The sequence below is a fragment of the Bacillus sp. FSL M8-0077 genome (assembly GCF_038050255.1).
Classification (GTDB): domain Bacteria; phylum Bacillota; class Bacilli; order Bacillales; family Bacillaceae; genus Bacillus; species Bacillus altitudinis.
This window is the reverse complement of the sequence record NZ_JBBPAF010000001.1, coordinates 2,461,629-2,483,369: the sequence shown is the minus strand read 5'-3', so window position 1 is coordinate 2,483,369 and position 21,741 is coordinate 2,461,629. Positions and strand designations below refer to the sequence as shown.

The 21,741-nt window shown below is 39.6% G+C and carries 16 protein-coding genes; 11 read left to right on the top strand and 5 right to left on the bottom strand.

Annotated features, from left to right (window positions below):
• The first annotated feature begins 207 nt into the window (after nt 1-207).
• The 3 genes from NST57_RS12800 to NST57_RS12790 all read left to right on the top strand — a co-directional run bounded on the left by NST57_RS12800 (nt 208) and on the right by NST57_RS12790 (nt 3,496).
• Nucleotides 208-1,428 (top strand): MFS transporter, encoded by a 1,221-nt coding sequence (locus NST57_RS12800; protein ID WP_341298645.1) that lies wholly within the window; start codon nt 208-210, stop codon nt 1,426-1,428.
• 70 nt (nt 1,429-1,498) lie between these two features.
• Nucleotides 1,499-2,539 carry a 2,3-butanediol dehydrogenase gene (locus NST57_RS12795; protein ID WP_025092841.1) on the top strand — a complete coding sequence of 347 codons (1,041 nt, stop codon included), beginning with the start codon at nt 1,499-1,501 and terminating at the stop codon, nt 2,537-2,539.
• A gap of 126 nt (nt 2,540-2,665) precedes the next feature.
• Nucleotides 2,666-3,496 carry a manganese catalase family protein gene (locus NST57_RS12790; protein WP_142155562.1) on the top strand — a complete coding sequence of 277 codons (831 nt, stop codon included), beginning with the start codon at nt 2,666-2,668 and terminating at the stop codon, nt 3,494-3,496.
• Nucleotides 3,497-3,531: 35 nt separating this feature from the next.
• Here NST57_RS12790 and NST57_RS12785 read toward each other — a convergent pair whose 3' ends face one another.
• From NST57_RS12785 to NST57_RS12770, 4 genes are read right to left on the bottom strand one after another with little or no spacing between them, the layout of a single operon-like run.
• Nucleotides 3,532-4,245, bottom strand: coding sequence for an amino acid ABC transporter permease (locus NST57_RS12785; protein ID WP_341298644.1), 714 nt, complete (start codon nt 4,243-4,245; stop codon nt 3,532-3,534).
• A gap of 12 nt (nt 4,246-4,257) precedes the next feature.
• Nucleotides 4,258-4,956, bottom strand: a complete 699-nt coding sequence (locus tag NST57_RS12780; RefSeq protein ID WP_341298643.1) for an amino acid ABC transporter permease — start codon at nt 4,954-4,956, stop codon at nt 4,258-4,260.
• The gene (locus tag NST57_RS12775; protein ID WP_341298642.1) at nt 4,953-5,813 is read right to left on the bottom strand and encodes an amino acid ABC transporter substrate-binding protein; all 861 of its coding nucleotides are present in this window, start codon (nt 5,811-5,813) and stop codon (nt 4,953-4,955) included. The genes NST57_RS12780 and NST57_RS12775 overlap by 4 nt, the downstream gene beginning before the upstream one ends.
• The gene (locus NST57_RS12770; protein WP_058214220.1) at nt 5,810-6,574 is read right to left on the bottom strand and encodes an amino acid ABC transporter ATP-binding protein; all 765 of its coding nucleotides are present in this window, start codon (nt 6,572-6,574) and stop codon (nt 5,810-5,812) included. Before NST57_RS12770 ends, NST57_RS12775 begins: the two co-directional genes overlap by 4 nt.
• 144 nt (nt 6,575-6,718) lie before the next feature.
• Between NST57_RS12770 and NST57_RS12765 the strand changes: the two genes are divergently transcribed.
• The 5 genes from NST57_RS12765 to NST57_RS12745 all read left to right on the top strand — a co-directional run bounded on the left by NST57_RS12765 (nt 6,719) and on the right by NST57_RS12745 (nt 17,947).
• The gene (locus NST57_RS12765; RefSeq protein WP_142155559.1) at nt 6,719-7,888 is read left to right on the top strand and encodes an acyl-CoA dehydrogenase family protein; all 1,170 of its coding nucleotides are present in this window, start codon (nt 6,719-6,721) and stop codon (nt 7,886-7,888) included.
• A gap of 97 nt (nt 7,889-7,985) precedes the next feature.
• A complete protein-coding gene (locus NST57_RS12760) occupies nt 7,986-9,341 on the top strand; it encodes an IS1182 family transposase (protein WP_142154945.1) in 1,356 nt (451 codons plus the stop codon).
• Between the two features lie 194 nt (nt 9,342-9,535).
• Complete coding sequence (gene blaBPU / locus NST57_RS12755; protein WP_445818794.1) at nt 9,536-10,321, top strand: BPU family class D beta-lactamase; 786 nt, start codon at nt 9,536-9,538, stop codon at nt 10,319-10,321.
• A 169-nt stretch (nt 10,322-10,490) separates the two neighbouring features.
• The gene (locus NST57_RS12750) at nt 10,491-17,483 is read left to right on the top strand and encodes a DNRLRE domain-containing protein (protein ID WP_341298641.1); all 6,993 of its coding nucleotides are present in this window, start codon (nt 10,491-10,493) and stop codon (nt 17,481-17,483) included.
• Nucleotides 17,480-17,947, top strand: coding sequence for a hypothetical protein (locus NST57_RS12745; protein WP_377837312.1), 468 nt, complete (start codon nt 17,480-17,482; stop codon nt 17,945-17,947). The genes NST57_RS12750 and NST57_RS12745 overlap by 4 nt, the downstream gene beginning before the upstream one ends.
• Nucleotides 17,948-18,314: 367 nt before the next feature.
• Here NST57_RS12745 and NST57_RS12740 read toward each other — a convergent pair whose 3' ends face one another.
• A complete protein-coding gene (locus tag NST57_RS12740) occupies nt 18,315-19,667 on the bottom strand; it encodes an IS1182 family transposase (RefSeq protein WP_142154584.1) in 1,353 nt (450 codons plus the stop codon).
• Nucleotides 19,668-19,868: 201 nt separating this feature from the next.
• On the opposite strand from NST57_RS12740, the gene NST57_RS12735 reads away from it, so the two are divergent.
• From NST57_RS12735 to NST57_RS12725, 3 genes are all read left to right on the top strand, one after another.
• Nucleotides 19,869-20,246, top strand: coding sequence for a hypothetical protein (locus tag NST57_RS12735; RefSeq protein WP_142155555.1), 378 nt, complete (start codon nt 19,869-19,871; stop codon nt 20,244-20,246).
• A 53-nt stretch (nt 20,247-20,299) separates the two neighbouring features.
• Nucleotides 20,300-21,169: an alpha/beta hydrolase gene (locus NST57_RS12730; protein WP_341298640.1), complete on the top strand. Its 870-nt coding sequence runs from the start codon at nt 20,300-20,302 to the stop codon at nt 21,167-21,169.
• A gap of 89 nt (nt 21,170-21,258) precedes the next feature.
• Complete coding sequence (locus NST57_RS12725; RefSeq protein WP_034646559.1) at nt 21,259-21,597, top strand: winged helix-turn-helix transcriptional regulator; 339 nt, start codon at nt 21,259-21,261, stop codon at nt 21,595-21,597.
• The last annotated feature ends 144 nt before the right edge of the window (nt 21,598-21,741 follow it).

Genomic DNA, 21,741 nt, shown 5'->3' with positions numbered 1-21,741 from the left:
CCAAGCCTCTTAGCTCTGCACCGGATTCATTGTGATGGTGGTGCAGCGGCATTCTCCCGTTATAGAGAAGGGTTAGCGATAACCTGCTGAGGTTCATCTGGTAACAGGTGAATGAACTGAGGTGGCAACGCGGAGTCAATCCCGTCCTCAAGACAGAAATGTCTTGGGGGCGGGATTTTTTTTGATGACAAAAAGGAGGGTACTACGATGAAAAAACATTGGCGGGATATGAGCATGTTACTTGGAGCGATTGGTATTGCGAACATAGGAGAATGGATTTATATGATTGCTCTCCACCTGCTGATTTTTCAGGAAACGGGCTCCGTTCTTGCTGTAACAGCCGTCTATATGTTAAGACCTGTCTCGGCTCTTTTAACAAATAGCTGGTCTGGTAGTTTAGTAGATAGACTGAATCAGCGGAATGTCATGATCAGTCTAGATCTATGCCGGGCCGTTCTGATTGCTTGTTTACCCTTTGCCTTATTTTCAGGCCACTTATTGATCGTATATGCGATGCTATTTCTCATTCAAATGGCACAAGCCATGTTTCATCCAGCTTCGATGGTGTATATGACAGGACTGATCCCGGCGGGTAAACGAAAACGGTTTAATGCCATTCGATCTTTGCTTCAGTCTGGTGGATTTTTACTCGGACCCGCCGTAGCAGGGTTGCTTTTTCTCATTGGTACACCAGTCCTTTCAATTTATGTAAATGCAATCTGTCTTTTGATATCTGCTATTTTGACCATGTGTTTACCGACTTTGTCAAAAGCAGCCGGGGCACAAAAGGGGTTTTCCCTCTCGGTATTAAAGGAGGATGCAAAACTTGTTTTTCGTTTCAGTCTCACATCCCGTCAAGTGATGGCTGTGTATTTATTATTTAGTGCCGCCATCACGGTGCTGCCGACTGCAATTGACTCACTTGAAGCAGCTTTTGCAAAGGAAGTGCTGATGCTGACCAATACAGAATATGGGTTTCTTGTCAGTGTAGCTGGAGCAGGGATTATTGCAGGGGCATGTCTCAATACGGTCATTGTCGAAAGGCTGCCTGTTTCAGTGATGCTTGGTGCGGGGAGTTTGTTTGTGGCTTTTGGATACTTGATCTATGCTTTTTCAAACACGTTGACTATCGCAGCAGCTGGCTTTTTTGTTCTCGCTTTCTTTTTAGCATTTGCAAACACCGGTTTTATGACTTTTTATCAAACGAATATACCGGTAGAGGTCATGGGGAGAGTGGCAAGTTTTTATGCGTTATGTGAAGCTGTTCTGACGATGATGATGACAGGAATATGCGGCGTATTGGCGCATGTTTTATCGATACGTACTTCTGTCATGATTGGATGCCTATGTATGCTTCTTATTTGTCTATTGCTATGTTTTGTCATTTTTCGTCCATTGACTGCCAAAAAAATAGTGCATCTTACTTAGAAAATTAAAAAAGTTATGTTATCATTATTTAAGTAAGTTAATTAAATTGATGAGAAAAGGAGTCTTACAAATGAAAGCACTACGCTGGCACGACCAAAAGGACATTCGACTAGAGGAAATTGACGAACCAACAGTTGCTCCAGGAAAAGTGAAACTGAAAGTAAAATGGTGCGGCATTTGTGGTAGTGATTTACATGAATATTTAGGCGGACCGATCTTCATTCCTGTGAATGAACCTCATCCACTTACAAAAGAAAAAGCACCCATTACACTGGGACACGAGTTCTCTGGTGAAGTTGTAGAAGTGGGAGAAGGCGTGAGCAATTACAAAGTAGGCGATCGAGTGGTTGTTGAACCTATTTTTGCAACTCACGGGCACCAAGGTGCTTACAACTTAGATGAAAACATGGGCTTTTTAGGACTTGCTGGTGGCGGCGGAGGATTCTCTGAATATGTATCTGTTGATGAAGAATTACTTCATTTATTACCAGACGAAATTTCATACGAGCAAGGTGCACTTGTTGAACCTTCTGCAGTTGCTTTATATGCCGTTCGTTCTAGTAAAGTACAAGCTGGGGATACAGCAGCTGTGTTTGGCTGTGGACCCATCGGTTTACTTGTCATTGAAGCATTAAAAGCAGCTGGTGCTACTGATATTTATGCAGTGGAATTATCAAAAGAGCGCCAAGAAAAAGCAAAAGAACTTGGAGCGATCATTGTTGATCCTTCTCAGTATGAAGATGTTGTTCAAGAAATTGCTAGCCGTACAAATGGTGGAGTCGATGTTTCTTTTGAAGTGACAGGTGTACCTGTTGTATTGAAGCAAGCAATCCAATCAACTAGAATTTCAGGTGAAACAGTCATTGTAAGCATTTGGGAAAAAGGCGCAGAAATTATGCCGAATGACATTGTCATTAAAGAACGTACAGTCAAAGGAATCATCGGTTACAGAGATGTTTTCCCATCTGTATTAAACTTAATGAGAAAAGGCTATTTCTCTGCAGATACACTCGTCACGAAAAAAATCAAGCTGGACGATGTGATCGAAGATGGCTTCCATGCATTAATCAATGAAAAAGATCAAGTGAAAATTTTAGTCAGTGCTGAATAAGTAGGACGATAAAGAGAATGGCAGATGCCGTTCTCTTTTTTTATAAGGGCATGCGATTTTCATAAAGAGGGGATCGGCTGAATAGTGATAAGTGCAAAGGTGTTTATAAATAAAGGAGATGACATCATGTTTTATCACATTAAAGAACTGCAATATGAAGCAAAGCCCTCTAAGCCGGACCCTCTATATGCGAAAAAATTACAAGAGGTGTTAGGCGGTCAATATGGAGAAATCAGCGTGATGATGCAATATTTATTTCAAGGGTTTAACTGCCGAGCAGATCAAAAATATAAAGACTTGCTCCATGACATTGGAACGGAGGAAATCGGTCATGTCGAAATGCTGGCAACGATGATTGCTCGATTACTTGATAATGCCCCAGTTAAAGAACAAGAAGAAGCGTATCAAAGTGATCCAGCACTTGCAGCCGTCATGGGCGGAATGAATCCTCAACATGCAATTGTTGCAGGCTTAGGGGCAATGGCAGCAGATAGTCAAGGGTATCCGTGGAATGCAAAATATATCATTGCAAGTGGAAATTTAATGGCTGACTTCCGGGCAAATTTGAATGCGGAGTCACAAGGCAGACTTCAGGTTACACGGCTTTATGAAATGACCGATGACCGCGGAGTGAAGGATATGCTCTCCTTTCTCATTGCTCGTGATACATATCATCAAAATATGTGGCTGGCTGCAATTAAGGAATTGGAAGAACGAGAAGGGGATGTCGTTGTTCCAACCACCTTCCCGCGCTCACTGGAAAAACAGCAAGTATCCTATGATTTGTTTAACTTCTCAAGAGGAGAAGAAAGCAAAGAAGGCAGATGGGCACATGGCCGAAGTATGGATGGAAAGGGAGAATTCAGATATATTTCTGCTCCTGTCGTGTTCGGCTCTGTGCCTAAACTCAAACCAGCACCGAAAGAACTATATAACACACCGAAAAAAGGAGAATAAAAAAGTCGATCAGGGTTTGTACCTGATCGACTTTTTTAACGTCCAAGAGATTTTCCGTACACGCTGACTCGTTTCTCTAACAAAGCAAAAGCAAGTTCAAAGAAAATACTAAGCATCCAATAGATCAAAGCAGAGACAAGATACGTTTCTAAAAATTTGTAGCCGTCATTTGCAATGATGCGAGAGATTCCCATGATTTCCAGTACACCAATTGTAAACGAAAGGGATGTGGCTTTTAACAGCTGAATGAGCTGATTCCCTAGGTTTGGCAGGGCAACCACAAACGCTTGCGGTAAAATAATGCGAATCATCGCCTGTCTGGTGGTCATGCCAACGATTTTCGCCGCTTCAAGCTGCCCTCTATCTACCGCAAGGAGTGCGCTGCGGACCACTTCTGTTAAATGTGCGGCTGAATGCAGGCTGAAGGTGATAAGGGCAACGGTAAGCGGGGAGACCATATCCGGGTGAAAGATCAACCCAAAAGTGCTATTCATTTTGGTCAGAACAAATGGAATGCCATAAAAGAAAGCAAACAACTGAACAATGAGAGGTGTTCCTCTAAAAAATGAGACATAGAGCGTGACCAGCTGGCGGAGCACAGGGATACGAAAGAGGCGAATGAAAGCAAAAACAGATCCAATCAAAAGGCTCACAGCCATAGAAACAAGTGCAATCAATAAGGTAAAGGGAACGCCTTTTAGAATATGTGGTATTTGGTCAATCGCAAATGATATATCAATGGTTTGCATCAAATCGCCTCCTTAGCGTGACAGGCTGGTACGGCCTTTCACAAATTTTCTTTCCAGTAGCATCGTGATCAGTTCAATACTGATGCAAATCAGCCAATACACAATTGCAATGATGACGTACACTTCAAACATCCCTATCCCGTAGTTATTGCCTAGGATGATTTTGACCTGTCCCATCATATCAATGAGTCCGATTGTAAATGCAATGGCGGTATCTTTCACGAGATCAATGGTGTAATTTCCAAGGTTCGGAAGTGCAATGAGAAAGGCTTGCGGAATAATGATCCTCATTAATGCCTGCGTATCTGTCATCCCAACAATGTAAGCTGCTTCAAGCTGATCTTTCCCAACAGAGGAATATGCACTGCGAAAGACTTCAGATAAATAAGCGCCCGTATGTAACGAGAATGTGATCATCACAAATAACACACGATCCCAATGATTGATTTGAATTCCGGCCAAGAGTAAAAGCTGAGGCAGGCCAAAATAAATGAGGAATAACTGAACAATGAGCGGCGTACTTCGTGTAAATGACAAATAAATGACCGCCAATTGTTTCAGCACTGGAATTTGTTTGATTCGAATGCAAGCAAACAGCAATCCGATGATGATGGCAAAAAACAATGACACCACAATCATTAGAAATGTAAGTGGCAGACGATCAACCACCTGTAAAAAGATTCTCAGCCAATCTCCAGCTGTAAACGTCATGGCGCTTCCTTCCTTTCCTCATATTGATAGCCTTGCTCTGATATATAGTCAATATCTTGAAAGAAATCAACGCCAAACCATTTCTTCGCAAGGTCAGGTAATGTTCCGTCTTCTATCATCTCTTGTGTCACTTGGTCCAATTCTGATGCTAGTTTCTTTTGACTAGGCTGTAAGACAAGATAAATAGGTTCCTTTGAGACAATGCCGCCCACTTTGACTTTCAGGTGAAGATGTTTTTGAATCGTATCAAAGGTCGAAATATTCATAAAAGCCGCATCGGACCGTCCACTTTCGACTCGTTTTAAATTGAGTTCGTTTGAAGGACTTTCAATGGTCGTGAGCGGAATTTTCCGATCATTTTCTTCATTATATTGATTTAATATGGAACGAAGGCCGCCGCTAGGACTGACGGGAGCGAGCTTTTTTGATGTCATATCGTCTAGAGATTGAATATCTTGCTCTGATTCATTCACAATTAAACCTGTCATCGAATAGCCGTATGGCACCTTAGGATAAAGAAAACGTTTTTCACGTTCAGGATTACTAAAAAACCAATTAGCCGCCATTTCAAATTTCCCAGCGCCGATCCCAATTAAATTGGATTCTTCCTCGCCAAAGATATAATCAAAATGAATGTGTGGCAAACGTTTCTCGACTTCATTTAAATAATCGATGTTATAGCCAATCGGCTCGTTGCGGTCATTTGTGGCTAAAAAAGGCGGATTGACTTCTGCGCTTAGTGCGACTTTGACAATTTGTCTGCCATCATCTGTTGTCGTTTTCACACTGCTGCAGCCAATGAGAGAGAGGAGAAACAGAAGGATACTAGCGGCGGTGAATAAAGTCTTGCGCTTCATCTGTCTTCCTCCAATCCTTTCCACATCCCGCGATGAATTCTTGATAAAAATTGTTTCGTCCGTTCATGCTGAGGCTTCATCAGGACGTCTTCTGGTGAGCCTTTTTCAACGATTTCCCCATCTGCCATAAAGATCACTGTATCCGCCACATCCTTTGCAAACGAAATTTCATGCGTCACAATGACCATCGTCATGCCTTGGCTCGCAATATCTTTCATCATTTCAAGGATTTCTCCAACCATTTCTGGATCTAGTGCAGACGTTGGTTCATCAAACAAAAGTACCGCAGGATTCATGGCAAGCGCACGGGCAATCCCAATCCGCTGCTGTTGACCGCCGGATAATTCACTTGGAAACGCATCTTTTTTATGAAGCAGTCCAATTCGTGTTAACAATTGCTCTCCGATTTTTTCCGCCTCTTTTTTAGACATGTTTTGAGACACAATCAATCCTTCTGTGATGTTTTCAAGTGCTCGTTTATTTTGAAACAAGTGATAATGCTGAAACACCATAGACGATTGCTGTCTGAGTTTTAGAAGATCTTTTTTTCGATATTGTTCAAATTGAATCGTGGCTTCTCCAACTGTCAGCGTTCCTTTGTCTGGGATATCAAGGCTGTTTAAACTGCGGAGAAGTGTTGTTTTTCCTGATCCGCTCGGTCCAATAATGGCGACCACTTCACCTTCTTGTACGGTGAAATCAATTCCTTTTAACACATGAGTTGACCCATAGGATTTATGTAGATTAGTAGCAGAAATCATAAAAGCATCACGTTCCTTTGACATATGTACTTAATATTGATAAAATTTAACACATTAAATCCTATAAGTAAAGTGTGTTTTAATAATACCTATTGGATAAATCGGATATGATAGATTGCGAGAAACAGAGGAGTTGGATACGTTTTGTCTAAAGCATTATTTGTCGATACAGATTTTCAAAAAAATTGGCTAAATCAACTAGAATCCCTTCGTGAAACGATCGAACATTCTGCAAAAGAACATGATGAGGGTGCCTATTTTCCTAAACAGAATATCGAATCATTAGTAGAACTGGGCTATACAACGTTGTCTCTGCCTGTTGAGTACGGGGGCGGGGGTCAATCTGTAAAGGATATGGTCCTTTTTCAAGAAACGCTAGGAAGTATGGATGGAGCAACTGCCTTATCGATCGGCTGGCACCAAGGAGTTGTTGGTGAAATTTATGAAAAGAAACTATGGAATGAGAAGCAGCTGCAATTTTTTGCTGAAGAAATCAAAAATGGGGCTCTTGTGAACCGGGCCGTCAGTGAAGCGCAGACAGGGAGTCCAACAAGAGGAGGCAAACCTGGAACAACTGCAACGAAATCAGGAGATCATTGGGTGATCAATGGCCGGAAAACATTCACAACGATGTCACCAGCACTCACATACTTTCTCGTCGGTGTATGGATCGAAGAAAAAGAAGCGATGGGCTTCTTCTTAATTCACCGTGATACAAAAGGTGTTTCTATAGAAGAAACGTGGGATGTTGTTGGCATGAGAGGAACAGAGAGCCATGATTTAATTCTAGATCAAGTGGAAGTCCCAGATGACATGTTGGTTGAAGTGCAAAAAGGACCTCGGGGCGGTACACTGAATCCTTGGATCGCACATATCCCTTCCTGTTATTTAGGGATTGCGCAAGCGGCAAGAGACTATGCTGTTCAGTATGCCATCACCCATTCACCGAACAGTATTAGCGGAACGATTAGCGAACTGCCAAATGTCCAAACACTGATTGGCGAAATTGATTTACTACTAAAGCAAGCACGCCATGTCATCTATTCAACGACAACATTGTATGAGCAGCCAGAGAAAAGAGAGCTGTTAATCAATGAATTCGGTGCTGTGAAGCATACAGTCGTCAATCATAGTCTGCAAGTGGTCGATAAAGCCATGCGTTTAGTCGGTGCAAAAAGCTTAAGCCTTAGCTGCCCGCTTCAACGTTACTATCGAGACATTCGTGCTGGCCTTCATAACCCACCAATGGACGATATGACAATTTCAAAAATTGCAAAGCAAGCGATTGAAGAGAAAAAATGGAACGTACAATAAACAGAAAGCCGGATAAAACCGGCTTTCAGCTTGTAGACAAAGTCTACAGGCTTTTTTGTATAATAAGGGTAATAACACTAATCTGTGGGGGATAAATATGTTATCGAAACGTGAAGAAGAAAGACGAAATCAATTAGAAGTAGTGGCTTTAGATGAATTAGTGCCTCAAGATCATCTTGTACGAAAAATTGATCAAGCGATCGACTTTGATTTCGTTTATGATCTTGTCAAAGATCATTATAGTTCTGACAATGGTAGACCAAGTGTTGATCCCGTTGTTCTCATTAAGATGGTCTTAATTCAATATCTATTTGGCATTCGCTCTATGCGGCAAACCATTAAAGAAATTGAAACCAACGTGGCTTATCGTTGGTTTATTGGATATGGATTTTCTGAGAAAATCCCGCACTTTTCTACCTTCGGTAAAAACTACGTGAGACGCTTCCATGATACAGATTTATTCGAACAAATTTTTTACCGAATCTTAAGAGAAGCGATGAAAAAAGGACTCGTTGACCCTTCTATTGCCTTCATTGACTCCACTCATGTAAAAGCGAATGCCAATAAGAAAAAACTTGAAAAGAAAATTGTTCGAGTAGAGACGAGAAGTTATCAAAATCAGCTTCATGAGGAGATCAATATTGACCGTGAAGAACATGGAAAAAAGCCTTTACCCCTACAGAATAAAGAAGAGACAAAAGAAATCAAGGTAAGTACGACTGATCCAGAGAGTGGCTACTATGTGAAGGATGAGCGAGAAAAATCATTTGCCTATTCATTTCATACGGCTTGTGATTCTAAAGGATTTATTTTAGGATCACTGGTCACTGGTGGAAATGTTCATGATAGTCGTATGTTGGATTCACTCGTATTAAAGGTGACAGAAAAAGTCGGAAAACCATTTGTAGTCGCAGTAGATGCAGGTTATAAAACACCTTACATCGCTAAGTTTTTAATGGATCAAGAGATAAGACCTGTCATGCCTTACACTCGTCCAAGAACAAAAGCTGGTTATTTGAAAAAGAATGAATACGTGTATGATGCATATTTTGATTGTTACATTTGCCCCAACGGGCAAATTCTCTCTTATCGTACAACGACTAGAGAAGGCTATAAGCAATATGCGTCTGATTCAGAGGTATGTAAATCCTGCTCGTTTTTAAATAACTGTACACAAAGTCAAAATCACACCAAACAAATTCATCGGCATATTTGGCAGGACTATCTAGATGAAGCAGACCATCTGAGACTGACACAAATGAATAAAGACATTTATGCAAAACGGAAAGAAACAATAGAACGCGTTTTTGCGGATGCAAAAGAAAAGCATGGTATGCGTTGGACGAAACTTCGTGGACTCAAAAAAGTTTCAATGCAGGCGATGCTTACTTTCGCTGCCATGAATCTCAAAAAGCTAGCAAACTGGACATGGAAAGGACCATGTCCAGCCTAAGACAACAGATAAATTTTATCAAAATCAGTGAAAACCCCACTTTTACTTTAAGTAAAAGTGGGGTTTGTCTACGGTCTGAAAGCCGGATAAAACCGGCTTTTTTTTATTTGGCAGAAAAGAGGACAAGCGTACCTTATGTCTTATCGCTCAACATGCTAAAATCGATACAAATCATGGGAAAAGGAGCGGTTTTTTTGAAGAAGCATATAAAATGGCTATTTTCCACTATTATGCTGATGGCACTTTTTATCGGCCAACCTTCATCAAGCGAAGGAACATCTCCAAAATGGTCCGTCGATGAATTCATGAAAGATCGGGAAGGCACATTTGTGATTCAAGAAGTAAAAGAAAAATCACCATGGGTGTATAACAAAAAAAGAGCGAACAAGCGCTTTGCACCACAATCAACGTTTAAAATAGCAAATGCCTTAATCGGACTTCAAACTGGCGCAGTTAAAGATGAATACGACATCAAATATTGGGACGGAGTAAAAAGAGAGATTGATAACTGGAATAAGGACCATACACTGGGCTCTGGCATGAGAGATTCAGTCGTCTGGTATTATCAAGCCATGGCGCGTGATATCGGGGAAGAACGCATGAGCCATTGGATGAAAGCCATTCATTATGGGAATCAAGACATATCTGGTGGAATCGATCAATTTTGGCTAAGCAGTACGCTGCGCATTTCTCCAATAGAACAAGTCCATTTCCTTAAACAGCTATATGAAGAAAGTCTCCCATTTGACCTATCTGTTATGAGAACCGTCAAGCGAATGATGATACAAGAAGAAGAGAAACACGCCACGCTATACGGGAAAACAGGCTCCGGATCAGGAATCGGCTGGTACGTAGGCTTCATCAAACATGAAAACAAAACCTACATCTTCGCCACAAATATAGAAGGCACCGGACTAGAAGCAAAAGAAATCACTTATCGTATTTTGAAAAAATATCATTTGGTAGAAGCATCCGTTTAGGATGCTTTTTTTATGAGTGAATTTGGGGATATATTGATAAAAAGATGATACTTGGGTTAGTTTGAAAGAATGATATATTTTTAGAAAAATATTGAAACGTTATCTTAAATATATTATGATATATGACGTATTGTTACAAATATTACAAATATATGATAAGGAGATTAATATGAATCTAAAAAGAAAAGTAAATTGGAAAAGAAATATTGCAGCGCTTCTAGCCTTTGTGATGCTTATATCAATGTTACCTTCTGACATTTTTGCAGAAGAACATGTAGAAAATACAAAATCAAGTCATAACAGCATGCCAGAAACAGACGATTCAAAAACCCTTGAAATAGCAGGGATTGATGAAGCTGAAATTGGAAAAGACGGAGAAGTTCTTTCGGAAAGAACAGCAAACAGCAAACTTTTCTATGAAGGAGAGGGAGTATTTACGCAAGAAGTATATCCTGATCCCATTCATATAAAAGAGTCACCAGATGCTGAGTGGGAGGACATCTCTCCAGAGTTAAAAACAACTTCGAAAAAAGAAATAGAAACGGAAAATGCAAGGTTAGATTCAACCTTTCAAAAACAAATGAAGCAAGGGCTCTATGCTACATTCGAACACAAGAAGCATCAAATTGAATTTTCAATTTTAAAAGCTTCAGGAACAAACAAATCAGAAATTCGTTCCAAAGATACCTCTGCACAATTTAAAGAGAACACCAACGAACTTACATACGAAGAGGTATTTCCACATATTGATTTGCGATCATTTACTTTTAATGAAAATATCAAAGAAGATATTGTACTCAAACGATATGATGGCTACAATTCTTTTACATTTAAAATAAAGACAGATCTAACTGGAGAAATTGAGGAAGATGGTTCTATTAGATTTTTTGATCAGAAAAAACAGACCATTTTTCAAGTTCCAAAACCGTTTATGACCGATTCAAATCTAGATGAAAAGTCAGGCGAAGTGGCTCGATCAGAAGATGTGAGCTTTGAATTGCAAAAAGAAGATGATGGCTATTTACTTCGTGTAACTGCTGATGAGAAATGGCTCAAGGATCCTGAACGAGTTTATCCTGTGTCTATCGATCCATCGACTTCTTTATCTGTTTCATCAGACACATTCATTATGAGTGCATACCCAACAACAAACTATTCAACATCTACGCAAAAATGGGATGCTAATCTGAAAAGTTATGTCCTGAAAACCGGCTATTATGATAAAACAACTGGTACAAACTACGCGTTCATGAAGTTTAATTCATTCAAACCGATTCAAAATATGAATGTAACAAAAGCGACGCTCAAAATGTATGTTGCTCATTCATATTACGGGACGAAAGCAACTGGTCTTTGGCTTGATACAGTGAATGCCAACTATGATCATACAAAGCTAACATGGAACAATAAACCAAGTTCTAAAAACATCGGTAAGGCCAACGTATATAAAGGACAATGGGCGAGTTATGATGTGACATCGACCATCAAAGCTTGGAATAGCGGAACAGCTAACTACGGCTTTAAATTACATGCTAATGGAAATGGACAAGACCATTGGAAAAAAATAATCTCATCAACAAACTCAACCAAAAAACCAGTCATTGAAGTCACGTATACCATTCCACAAGCAAATGCACCAACTGTAAAAGGTTTTAGTAATGGAAATGGGACAGGTTACTTAAACTTAAGTTGGAAAAAGGTGTCTGGCGCAAAAGGTTACAAAGTGTGGCTATACAACGGAAAAGAATATGAAGCCATTTCAGTTGGGAATGTGGCATCATGGAGTACAAAAGGAAAGAATATTTGGCCGACAGCAAGCGAGATTGCAGCTAAGAAATATAAACTTCATTTAGATGGAAAAGGGGGGACAGAATTAGCAGTTGATCCTTCCCCGGTTTACAAAAACTCAGGTGGTAATTATGCGACAAGCAAAAATTATTGGGTAGCTGTAAGTGCGATTTTTGACCAAGGTGAAGGCGCAATGTCAGCAAAAGTAAAACCTGTCGTGCCGAATGTGGCTAGAGCGAAAGCACCTAGTACAAAAGGATTCAATAATAATAACGCAACAGGTTACTTTGATCTTTCTTGGAATTCAGTTTCCGGTGCGACCGGTTATAAAATACAAATGTTTAATGGGAAAAGCTATGAGACATTGGATCTCGGTAATCAAACATCATGGTCAACAAAAGGAAAAAAAGTATGGCCAACAGCTGCTGAGATCAAAGCAGGTAAATATGCATTGCACCTCCAAGATGGAAAAGGGGCAGAGCTTCCAATTCATCCTGGTGCGACTTACAAAAATGCTGGAGGAGATGCGGCTCAAAAACATTATTCCTTCAGAGTGATCGCCTACAATAAAGATGGAGAAGCTATTGCTTCACCGCCATCTGGACCAACTTTACCTGATCTATCTAGACCGAAAGCTTTATCTGGATATGCTTATACGAATACGAAAGAGAGCCAAACAGGTTATATCAATTTACATTGGGACAAAGTAAAAAATGCAAAAGGATATAAAATTAACATCTATAATGGTAAGGCATATCAATCATTTGATGTGGGTGATGCCGATCATTGGACAACACAAAATAAGAATATTTGGCCGACTCCTACTGAAGTTAAAAGTGGGAAATATGTGCTTCATACAGATGGTAAAGGCGGGGAATTAGCGCTAGACCCATCACCAGTTTATGAAAATGCGAATGGAAATTATAAAGGACGCAAGAACTACTCCTTTACCCTTTCCGCCTACGATGCAAATGGAGAAACCATTCCGACATCAGCCTTTAACCCGACATTCCATGAAGGTGCCGAATTCCTTGGAATAGAGGATTACTGGTCGATTATTGATATACCAGACGGCCAGCTGAATGGTGCAACTGGTAATGTGATTGTCAGTGAAGAAGAAATGTCGATTGATGGAAGAGGACCGGGGCTTGGAATTGGTCGCACGTACAACAGTTTAGATGTAGCTGACCATCTGTTTGGTCAAGGGTGGTACGCAGATGTAGAAACTAGTATCACGCCAACAAAAGAAGGTGCCATCTATCTTGATGAGGATGCCACAACTCATGTTTTTACAAAAAAAGCAGATGGTACGTATCAACCACCAACAGGTATTTTCCTTGAATTAACGGAATCAAAAGATGAATACATGTTAAAAACGAAGGATCAAACCTTTGCGCACTTTAGTAAAAACGGTGGGAAAATCACCAAGGTTGTAGATGGACATAAAAATACAACGACATACAAATATAACGAAAACAATCAGCTCACATCAATGGAAGATGCATCTGGCCGAAAAATAACAATGGAATATGATGAAGATGGTCATATCATCTCGGTCCAAGGACCAAAAGGAAAAAAGCTTTCATATGAGTATGATGCAGGCTTCCTAATAAAAGTCATTGATTCTGATGGAACGAGTATCTCATATGAATATGACAAAGAAGGAAAATTGATTAAACAATTCTCTCAAAACAGCACAGAAGATCAGCCTGTTTTTACAGAATACCAATATGAAAATCACCGTTTAGTCAAAGCGATCAATGCAAAAAAAGAAACCTTTGAGTATGCATATGATATGTCTAAAAAGACACTCATGCTGACGCAGCCAAACGGCCGGAAAATAAAGTATACGTATAACGAAGCAGCCAACCCGATTCAAGTTGTAGATGATGCGGAAGGGCTTAAAATTACTACTAAAACGAAATATGAAGGCAACCAAATCGTAGAAGAAACTGATCCCAATGATGTAGAAAAAGGAAAAGCTACAGAAAGCTATTCGTATGACAAAAATGGCAACGTCATTCAAGCGAAAGATGCTTACGGAACAGAAACCTACGAGTATAACAAAAACAACGATGTCACTAAAGTAAAAGATACAGAAGGAGATATTACAGATATCGCCTATGATGGATTAGATGCTGTATCTGAAACGGATCAAAGTGGAAATATGTCTTCAGCAAGTATTTATGATTCGTACGGGAATTTGGTACAAACGAGTAAAGAACTTGCTGCAGGTGCGAGTATATTAAAAAATGGCAGTTTTGAAGATACGCTAACTGGCTGGAAGCTTACAGCATCTAAGGATGATGGGAAATTAGCGCAAACAGCTGGAAAAAGTGGTGCTTTGTCTGGCAGTCGAGTGTTAGAGATCAGTTCACAATCGACAACTGAAGGAACTGAACTTGGCTATTCTTCTGCTACTCAAGAAGTGACACTAGAGCCAAATACGACGTATACACTGAGTGGAAAAATCAAGACAGAGCTAACGAAAGCAAGAGCATTTTTTAACATTGATTTAAGAGATACAAACAACAAACGAATTCAATGGATCAGCAACGGCTACAGCACATTATCAGGCAAAAACGATTGGACTAAACGCCAAGTCACGTTTACGACGCCATCTCATGCAGGTAAAGCTGTGATCTATATGGAAGTGGATCATCGAGATAAGGCTGGAAAAGGAAAAGCCTGGTTCGATGAAATTCAGTTAGAAAAAGGCGAAGTTTCATCAAGTTATAATCCAGTCAAAAATAATTCCTTTACGGATAAAACAACAAGCTGGAGTGGGTCAGGTGGTTCATTAGATAATGAAGAAGGCTTTAACGATGACGTTTCGTTAAAAATGACCAGAACATCTTCATCTCAAGCGAATGTCATCTATAAACAATCTGTCCCGATTGAACAAAGTGCGAATGATCAATCTGTGTATGTCACCTTGACTGGGATGTCTAAGTCTGAAGATGTAAAAGCCTCAAATGAAAATGATTACTCACTTCAAGCGTCCGTCACGTATACAGACGGCACAACAGGAACGTTTAATGCGAAATTCCCAACCGGTACACAGGAGTGGAACCGAGCGGCGGTTGTCATACCAAAAACAAAACCATTGAAAAAAGTCGATGTTCAAATTGTTTTCCATAAAAGCGCGACTGGAACGGTTTGGTTTGATGATATCCGTCTAGTAGAAGGTAGTCTTTTAACGAAAACTACTTACGACGAGAAAGGGAACTATGCTCTTAAAGAAGAGGATGAGCTTGGTTACTCATCTCAATCTGCCTACGACGAAACGGGCAAAAAGCTTTCAGAAACAGATGCGAAAGGCGAAAAAACAACATTCGAATACGACCAGGCAGACCAGCTGAAGAAAATCACTTTATCTAACGGGACATCCATTGTGAGAACCTACGATAAAGAGGGCAATGAACGGTCGAAAACCATTCGTGCTGATTCAGATCAGACGTATCAATTTGAATACGACCTAATGGGCAAATTGACGAAAACCATTGATCCTTTAGGAAATGTGTTAAAAAGTGAATATGATGCGAATAGCAACTTAATCAAAACGATTTCTGCTAATGGACATGAAGTGTCTCTCACGTATGATGGAACAGACCGAGTGAAATCAAAATCATACAATGGAACAGAAAAATATAACTTTAGCTATGATAAAAACGGAAACGAAACAACGGTTGTCAACAAAGAACAAAATACAACCAAAAATCGAACGTTTGACCAACAAAACCGTATTACAAAATTAACGGAGCGAGGCAGCAGCCAAACTTGGACGTATCCAACCAATTCAGATAAACTGAAATCCTTTGAGTGGACACACGGAAATCAAAAAGGAACGAACCAATTCAGTTACAATAAGCTTGATCAAATGACACAGATGAAGGATTCGAGTTCTACGTATTCGTTTGATTATGATGAAAATGGAAATGTTCAATCCTTTATTACAGGTAACGGTAGTGGTGCTAGTTTTGCTTATGATGAGCGCAATTTAATTAATGATTTGCACATTGGAACAAGCCAAGGCACGACAATCTTAAACGAAGTTTACGAATATGATCAAAATGGAAACAGAATAACGGTTGATCAAGGAAGTAGCGGGAAGATTCGTTATGAATATGGAAAATTAGATCAATTGATCAAAGAAACTCATCCAGATGGCACGGTCATTGAGTACACATATGATGGGTTTGGAAATAGAAAAACAGTCACGACTGAAAAAAATGGCACTAAGAAAACATTCAATGCATCATTCAACATCATGAACCAACTGACAAAGGTAAATGATGAGACATTGACATATGACAAAAATGGCAACCGAACGTCTGACGGACAATTCCTTTATGAATGGGATGCAGAAGATAACATAACGGCCATCACGAAAAAAGGCGAAGACAAGCCATTTGTCACTTACAAATATGATGAGCGTGGATATAGAATTCAAAAAACAGTGAATGGAAAGGTCACCAATTACTTTTATGACGGCGACAGCCTGAATGTTTTATACGAAACAGATGAAGACAACGAAGTCACAAAAGCATACACATACGGTGAGAGTGGACAACTCCTTGCATTCACACAAAATGGTAACAAATATTTCTATCACTACAATGCACACGGTGATGTCATGGCCATCACAAATAGTGCAGGAAAAATCGTTGCTGAGTACGAATACGATACATGGGGCGTTCCAACAAAGGTAAAAGAAGATGAAGAAGTAAAAGGAAACCCATATCGCTATGCTGGTTACCGCTTCGACGAAGAAACAGGACTTTACTATTTAATCGCCCGCTACTATGAACCAAAAAATGGCGTATTCCTATCACTTGACCCAGACCCAGGAAGCGATGGAGATGCACTAGATCAAAACGGATATACCTATGGAAACAACAACCCGGTGAAATTTATTGATCCGGATGGACATTGGGTCTGGATTGCAGCAGGTGCGGTTGGTGGAGCAGCTTGGGATGTTGCCGATTATATGTGGAAGAATAGAAAAAAGGGTTATTCATGGAAAGGTGCTGGAAAAGCAGCGCTACGAGGTGCTGTTACTGGAGCCGCTCTAGGTGGTGCTGGAAAAGTACTAAAGGCCGGATATAAATTAGCTAAATGGTCTAAAAAAGGTGGTAGAATAACAAAAGTAGGTAAAATTAAGGGGTATTATGGTGTTAGATGGAAAACAAGAAAAGGTTCGGGCTATACGCATAGATCATTTGAGTTTCATACTCCACATAATGACCATGGATATCATTGGCAGTTAAATAAGTGGAGCCATAATAAAAAAACAAGTAGTTGGAGAAGGAGTAGTAAGGGAACTAAAAGGTGGAAATTATATGGGAAAAAAATAAAGGCCAGAAGTAGGTGAAGAACTTGAAGAAAGTTAAATTAAACACTATTACTAAAGAATTTATAGCTGATATCGAAAAAAAAATTACAAATATTGCTCTGAATATAGTGGAAGAAAAACAAAAAAAATTTAACGATTTAGGCTTAAAAATCAATGCTGAATTTGGAAGATTTGGAAATGGCAAAAAATTTAGCGGGAGAGAAATCCAAATATCAGATTGTTTTACAGCAGGTTATAATTCATCAATATATTTTTCAGTAGATTATTTAAATGGCGAAGAGTTTCATGATGGTGATGAAGGTGATGAAGGTTATTGTATAGACCATCTCGATATTTGGGATTGTGTATCGAATAATCCCATGAGTAAAAAAGGATATTTAATAGAATTTGAAAATGAAGTAGACTTACAAAGAATTATTATACAATTAATTGATCAATTGTATAAAGAAGCAAGAGAAATTCTTCAATTTCAAGAAAATTGAAGAGTCTAAGATTCAAACTTTTTAATGAATGAATAACATCTATTAAAATCCCTTTCTTATAGAAAGGGATTCAGCGTGTAGACAAACCCTCGCATTCGCCCGCAGTCCTTCGTGCTGGTGCTCACGAATGTGACATTCGTTCCGCGCCAGTACTCGTCCTTCCTAGACTGCAAAGGTTTTCTATCACGCTGAAACGAAGACAAAGGGCTAAAATGAAGTTCATTTTAGCCTTTTGTCAACGATCTGAATCCCTTTCTTATAGAAAGGGATTTTCAGATTGTAGAGAAACTCATGTTTTTCTACAATCTTTTTTATTTTCATCGTCATGATGATGGAAGAGATTTAATGAAAAAGGTCTCCCACACACCTAGCCTAGCTTCGCTAGGTGTGTGGCAATCTTCTTCATGTTCTGGCAGGCAGCTGTGAGAAGCACTTGCTCACTCACATTTTGTTTTCCCCTCAACCGGCAGTAGCGAAGCCCATGCAGTTGTTTTGAATCTGCAAAGCTTCGCTCTATTTTTTCTTTTCTTTTTTTATATAGCTCTTTTCCAGCGGCAGACAGACGATTTTGCCTGATCTTTTCTTTATGTTCCTCCCACACATGTCTTGAGATGACCTTTTGATGATTTTTAGATCTTGTGCAGTTTTCAAGGAAAGGACACGATGTACATTTTTTAGGATCTGATTTGTAGAACCTATAACCTTTTCGATCAGTGGTGGTATATAAAAGCTTTTCACCATTCGGGCATATGTATTGATCGTGTTCAGAATCATACTGGAATTTCCACTTCTCGAATAATCCTCTTGTTGGATGAAAACGTCTATGTGCGATGACACCAAAAATATGGCGATCAGATAAACCTTTACAGATTGGGGTGGTCAAATAACCAGAATCAAGGGCAACTGCGTCTACTTGAAAACCAAATCGTGCGATTTGGTGATCCAATCGTTCAAGATACGGAACGGAATCATGGACATTACCAGGCGTGACATGGGCATCTGTGATGATATTGTACTTCATATCCGTTGTACGGTGGTCTAGGTAGAAAAAGCCTTCCGGTTTGTTTTCACGATAAAGATATCCACTTTCAGGATCAGTCGTACTTTGACGAATGTCTTTTTCCGTTTTCACCTCCTCTTTTACCTTTAAGGGCTTTTTTCCGTGTGCCACCCGATCTTCTTGGATCGCTTCTTCTAATTCATTTATATAGTTCTGGGTATCTTGTTCAATCGTTTTTCTCGTATATTTATGTTTATTGGCATTGGCTTTAAGATGAGTGGAGTCAGTAAAAAGAACGCGCCCTCCAACCATATCGTGATTGATGGCTTGAAGAACAATTTCATCGAAAATATCTTGAAAAATGGTTGTATCTTTAAATCGAGTACGACGATTCCAGCTAATGGTCGAGTGATGGGGAACGGGGTCATTGATGTTTAATCCTAAGAACCATCTATACGCCATGTTATAGTAGATTTCTTTTTCAAGTTGCCTTTCAGAACGGATACCATACAGGTATCCAATAAACATCATTTTAAACAGAATAAGTGGATCAAGTGAGGGACGACCTTTATTCTCACTATAATATGGTTTTACTTTGTCTATGATAAATGAAAAATCAATGTATTGATCAATTTTACGAAGCAGGTGATCCTCTTCGACCAGTTGATCTAGCAATACAAATTCGGCTTCGTGCTGAGAAGAATTTCTAGTGTGGAACATGAGAAAAACACCTTCCTTTAGTATGCTTTTCTCTATTATAAAATGGGATGGTGGAAAATTTAAGGGAAAAATAAAGCTGTCGAGATTTTCTCGACAGCCTGAAAATCCCTTTCTTATAGAAAGGGATTTTAATAATTTAAGAAAATAATGAAATGACTTTTATAAAAAGGTTCTGAGCCTTTACACTTTGGAGGACAAACGATGACATGGTTTTTAGATGAAAAAGTCCAGAAACAAATCCCTGATTTCAATATCAACCATCTAAAGCAAATCAATGAATTTCACTACTTTAAAGAGTATAATGAACATTACGACTTGATCAACTGTATTCATCTACACATCCCATACGAATCTGCAACCCATAAAGCAGACATTCATCTGAAATTTACCAACGTCTCTTCTGTTCAAATCAAAGATTTGGAGTTAACAAACGATTCCTCTCTTTTTTTGAACATTCAACTTTTGGATAGAGGCTGGGAATATTTGAATTACTTTATCGAAGATTATGAAGAACAGTATTTTTCTTTTTATTGTGAAACGATTCAAGTCATACAAGTCGTTTCAAATGAATCGGGCTAGTCGCTCTACATATGTGCGAATCATGCTTCTCCATCCCAACATAGAAAGGTGCAATGACATTGAATCGAATGATGAAGTGGCTTTTATTTGCGGCAGTCATCGCTGGCTTATTGGTATGCGCATTCTTTGTGTTCCGTTTCAACCAGCCTAAGCCGACGACAAACATCCATTATGCAGACACACAAAACAAACAGCAAACACTCGATATGTATATGCCAAAGGGAAAAGAAGAAGACAAAAAGAAGAAGCATCCAGTCATGATCTATCTCCATGGCGGCGGCTGGTCGGGCGGCGATAAGAATAGAGTCGCTTCAAAGGCTGATTATTTTACGGGTCAAGGGTATGTGTTTGTTTCAATGAATTACAGGCTTCACCCTGATGCCAACTATGAGCAGATGGCAGATGATACGGCGAATGCTATTAAGTGGGTGAAGGATCATGCAGATGAATATCAAATCGATTCGTCAAAAATCAATGTCATGGGTCACTCAGCGGGCGGTCATTTGACGGCATTGGTTGCAACAGATTCGACTTACTTAAAGCGTGTGGGGCTGTCGCCAAAAACGATCAATTCTATCGTGATTTTAGATGGACCGTTAAACATCAATCAATTTATACAAGCCATTCCATCGTACAAAAAAGTCTTTGGCAAACAAGAGGAAAACTGGACAAAGGCATCACCGGTCACTTATATGAATCAAACGAATGTACCGCCTGTTTATTTGGTCACAGGCTGGGAAAATCCTGAAGTGTACCGATTTGCAGAAAAACTCAATCATAAGAAAGGCTCTAAGTTTGTGTTTCGGGTTCATTCGCTTAGCCACAGTGATTTAAATAAATGGTTTGGATCAGACAGGGCGCCAAAAGAAGCGCAAGAGATGACAAAGGCTGTTATGGCTTTCGTCAAAAAACAAAATCAATAACAAAGACTGTATGCTAGGGCAATCCATTTTGCCTCAGTATATGATAAAGTGGTTTGAGATTAAAGGAGTGTATATTGTTGTCATCAAGAATGGAAAATAAAGTGTTCAATTGTGAAAAAGAGCTGACGCTGAATATTATCGGCGGGAAGTGGAAAATGCTGATCTTATGGCACCTTGGCAGAGAAGGGACAAAACGGTTTGGTGAGTTAAAGTCGTTAATGCCTGGGATTACGCAAAGAATGCTTGTCAATCAGCTAAGAGAATTAGAGGAAGATCACATTGTGCATCGGGAGGTTTATCCCGTCGTTCCGCCAAAGGTTGAGTATTCTCTCACAGAACTAGGAGAAAGCTTAATGCCGATTTTAGAGGCGATGTATGATTGGGGAAAACAATATCTCGATAGCAATTTTTTAAAGGATGATAAATAGAAAGACGATAGATGTAGACAAAGAGCTAAAATCATTTTATTTTAGCTCTTTGTTTTCTTTTCAGCGTGACTTGAAAACCTTTGCAGTCTAGGAAGGACGAGTACTGGAGCGGCATCACAACACAGACTTGACACCGAATGCGAG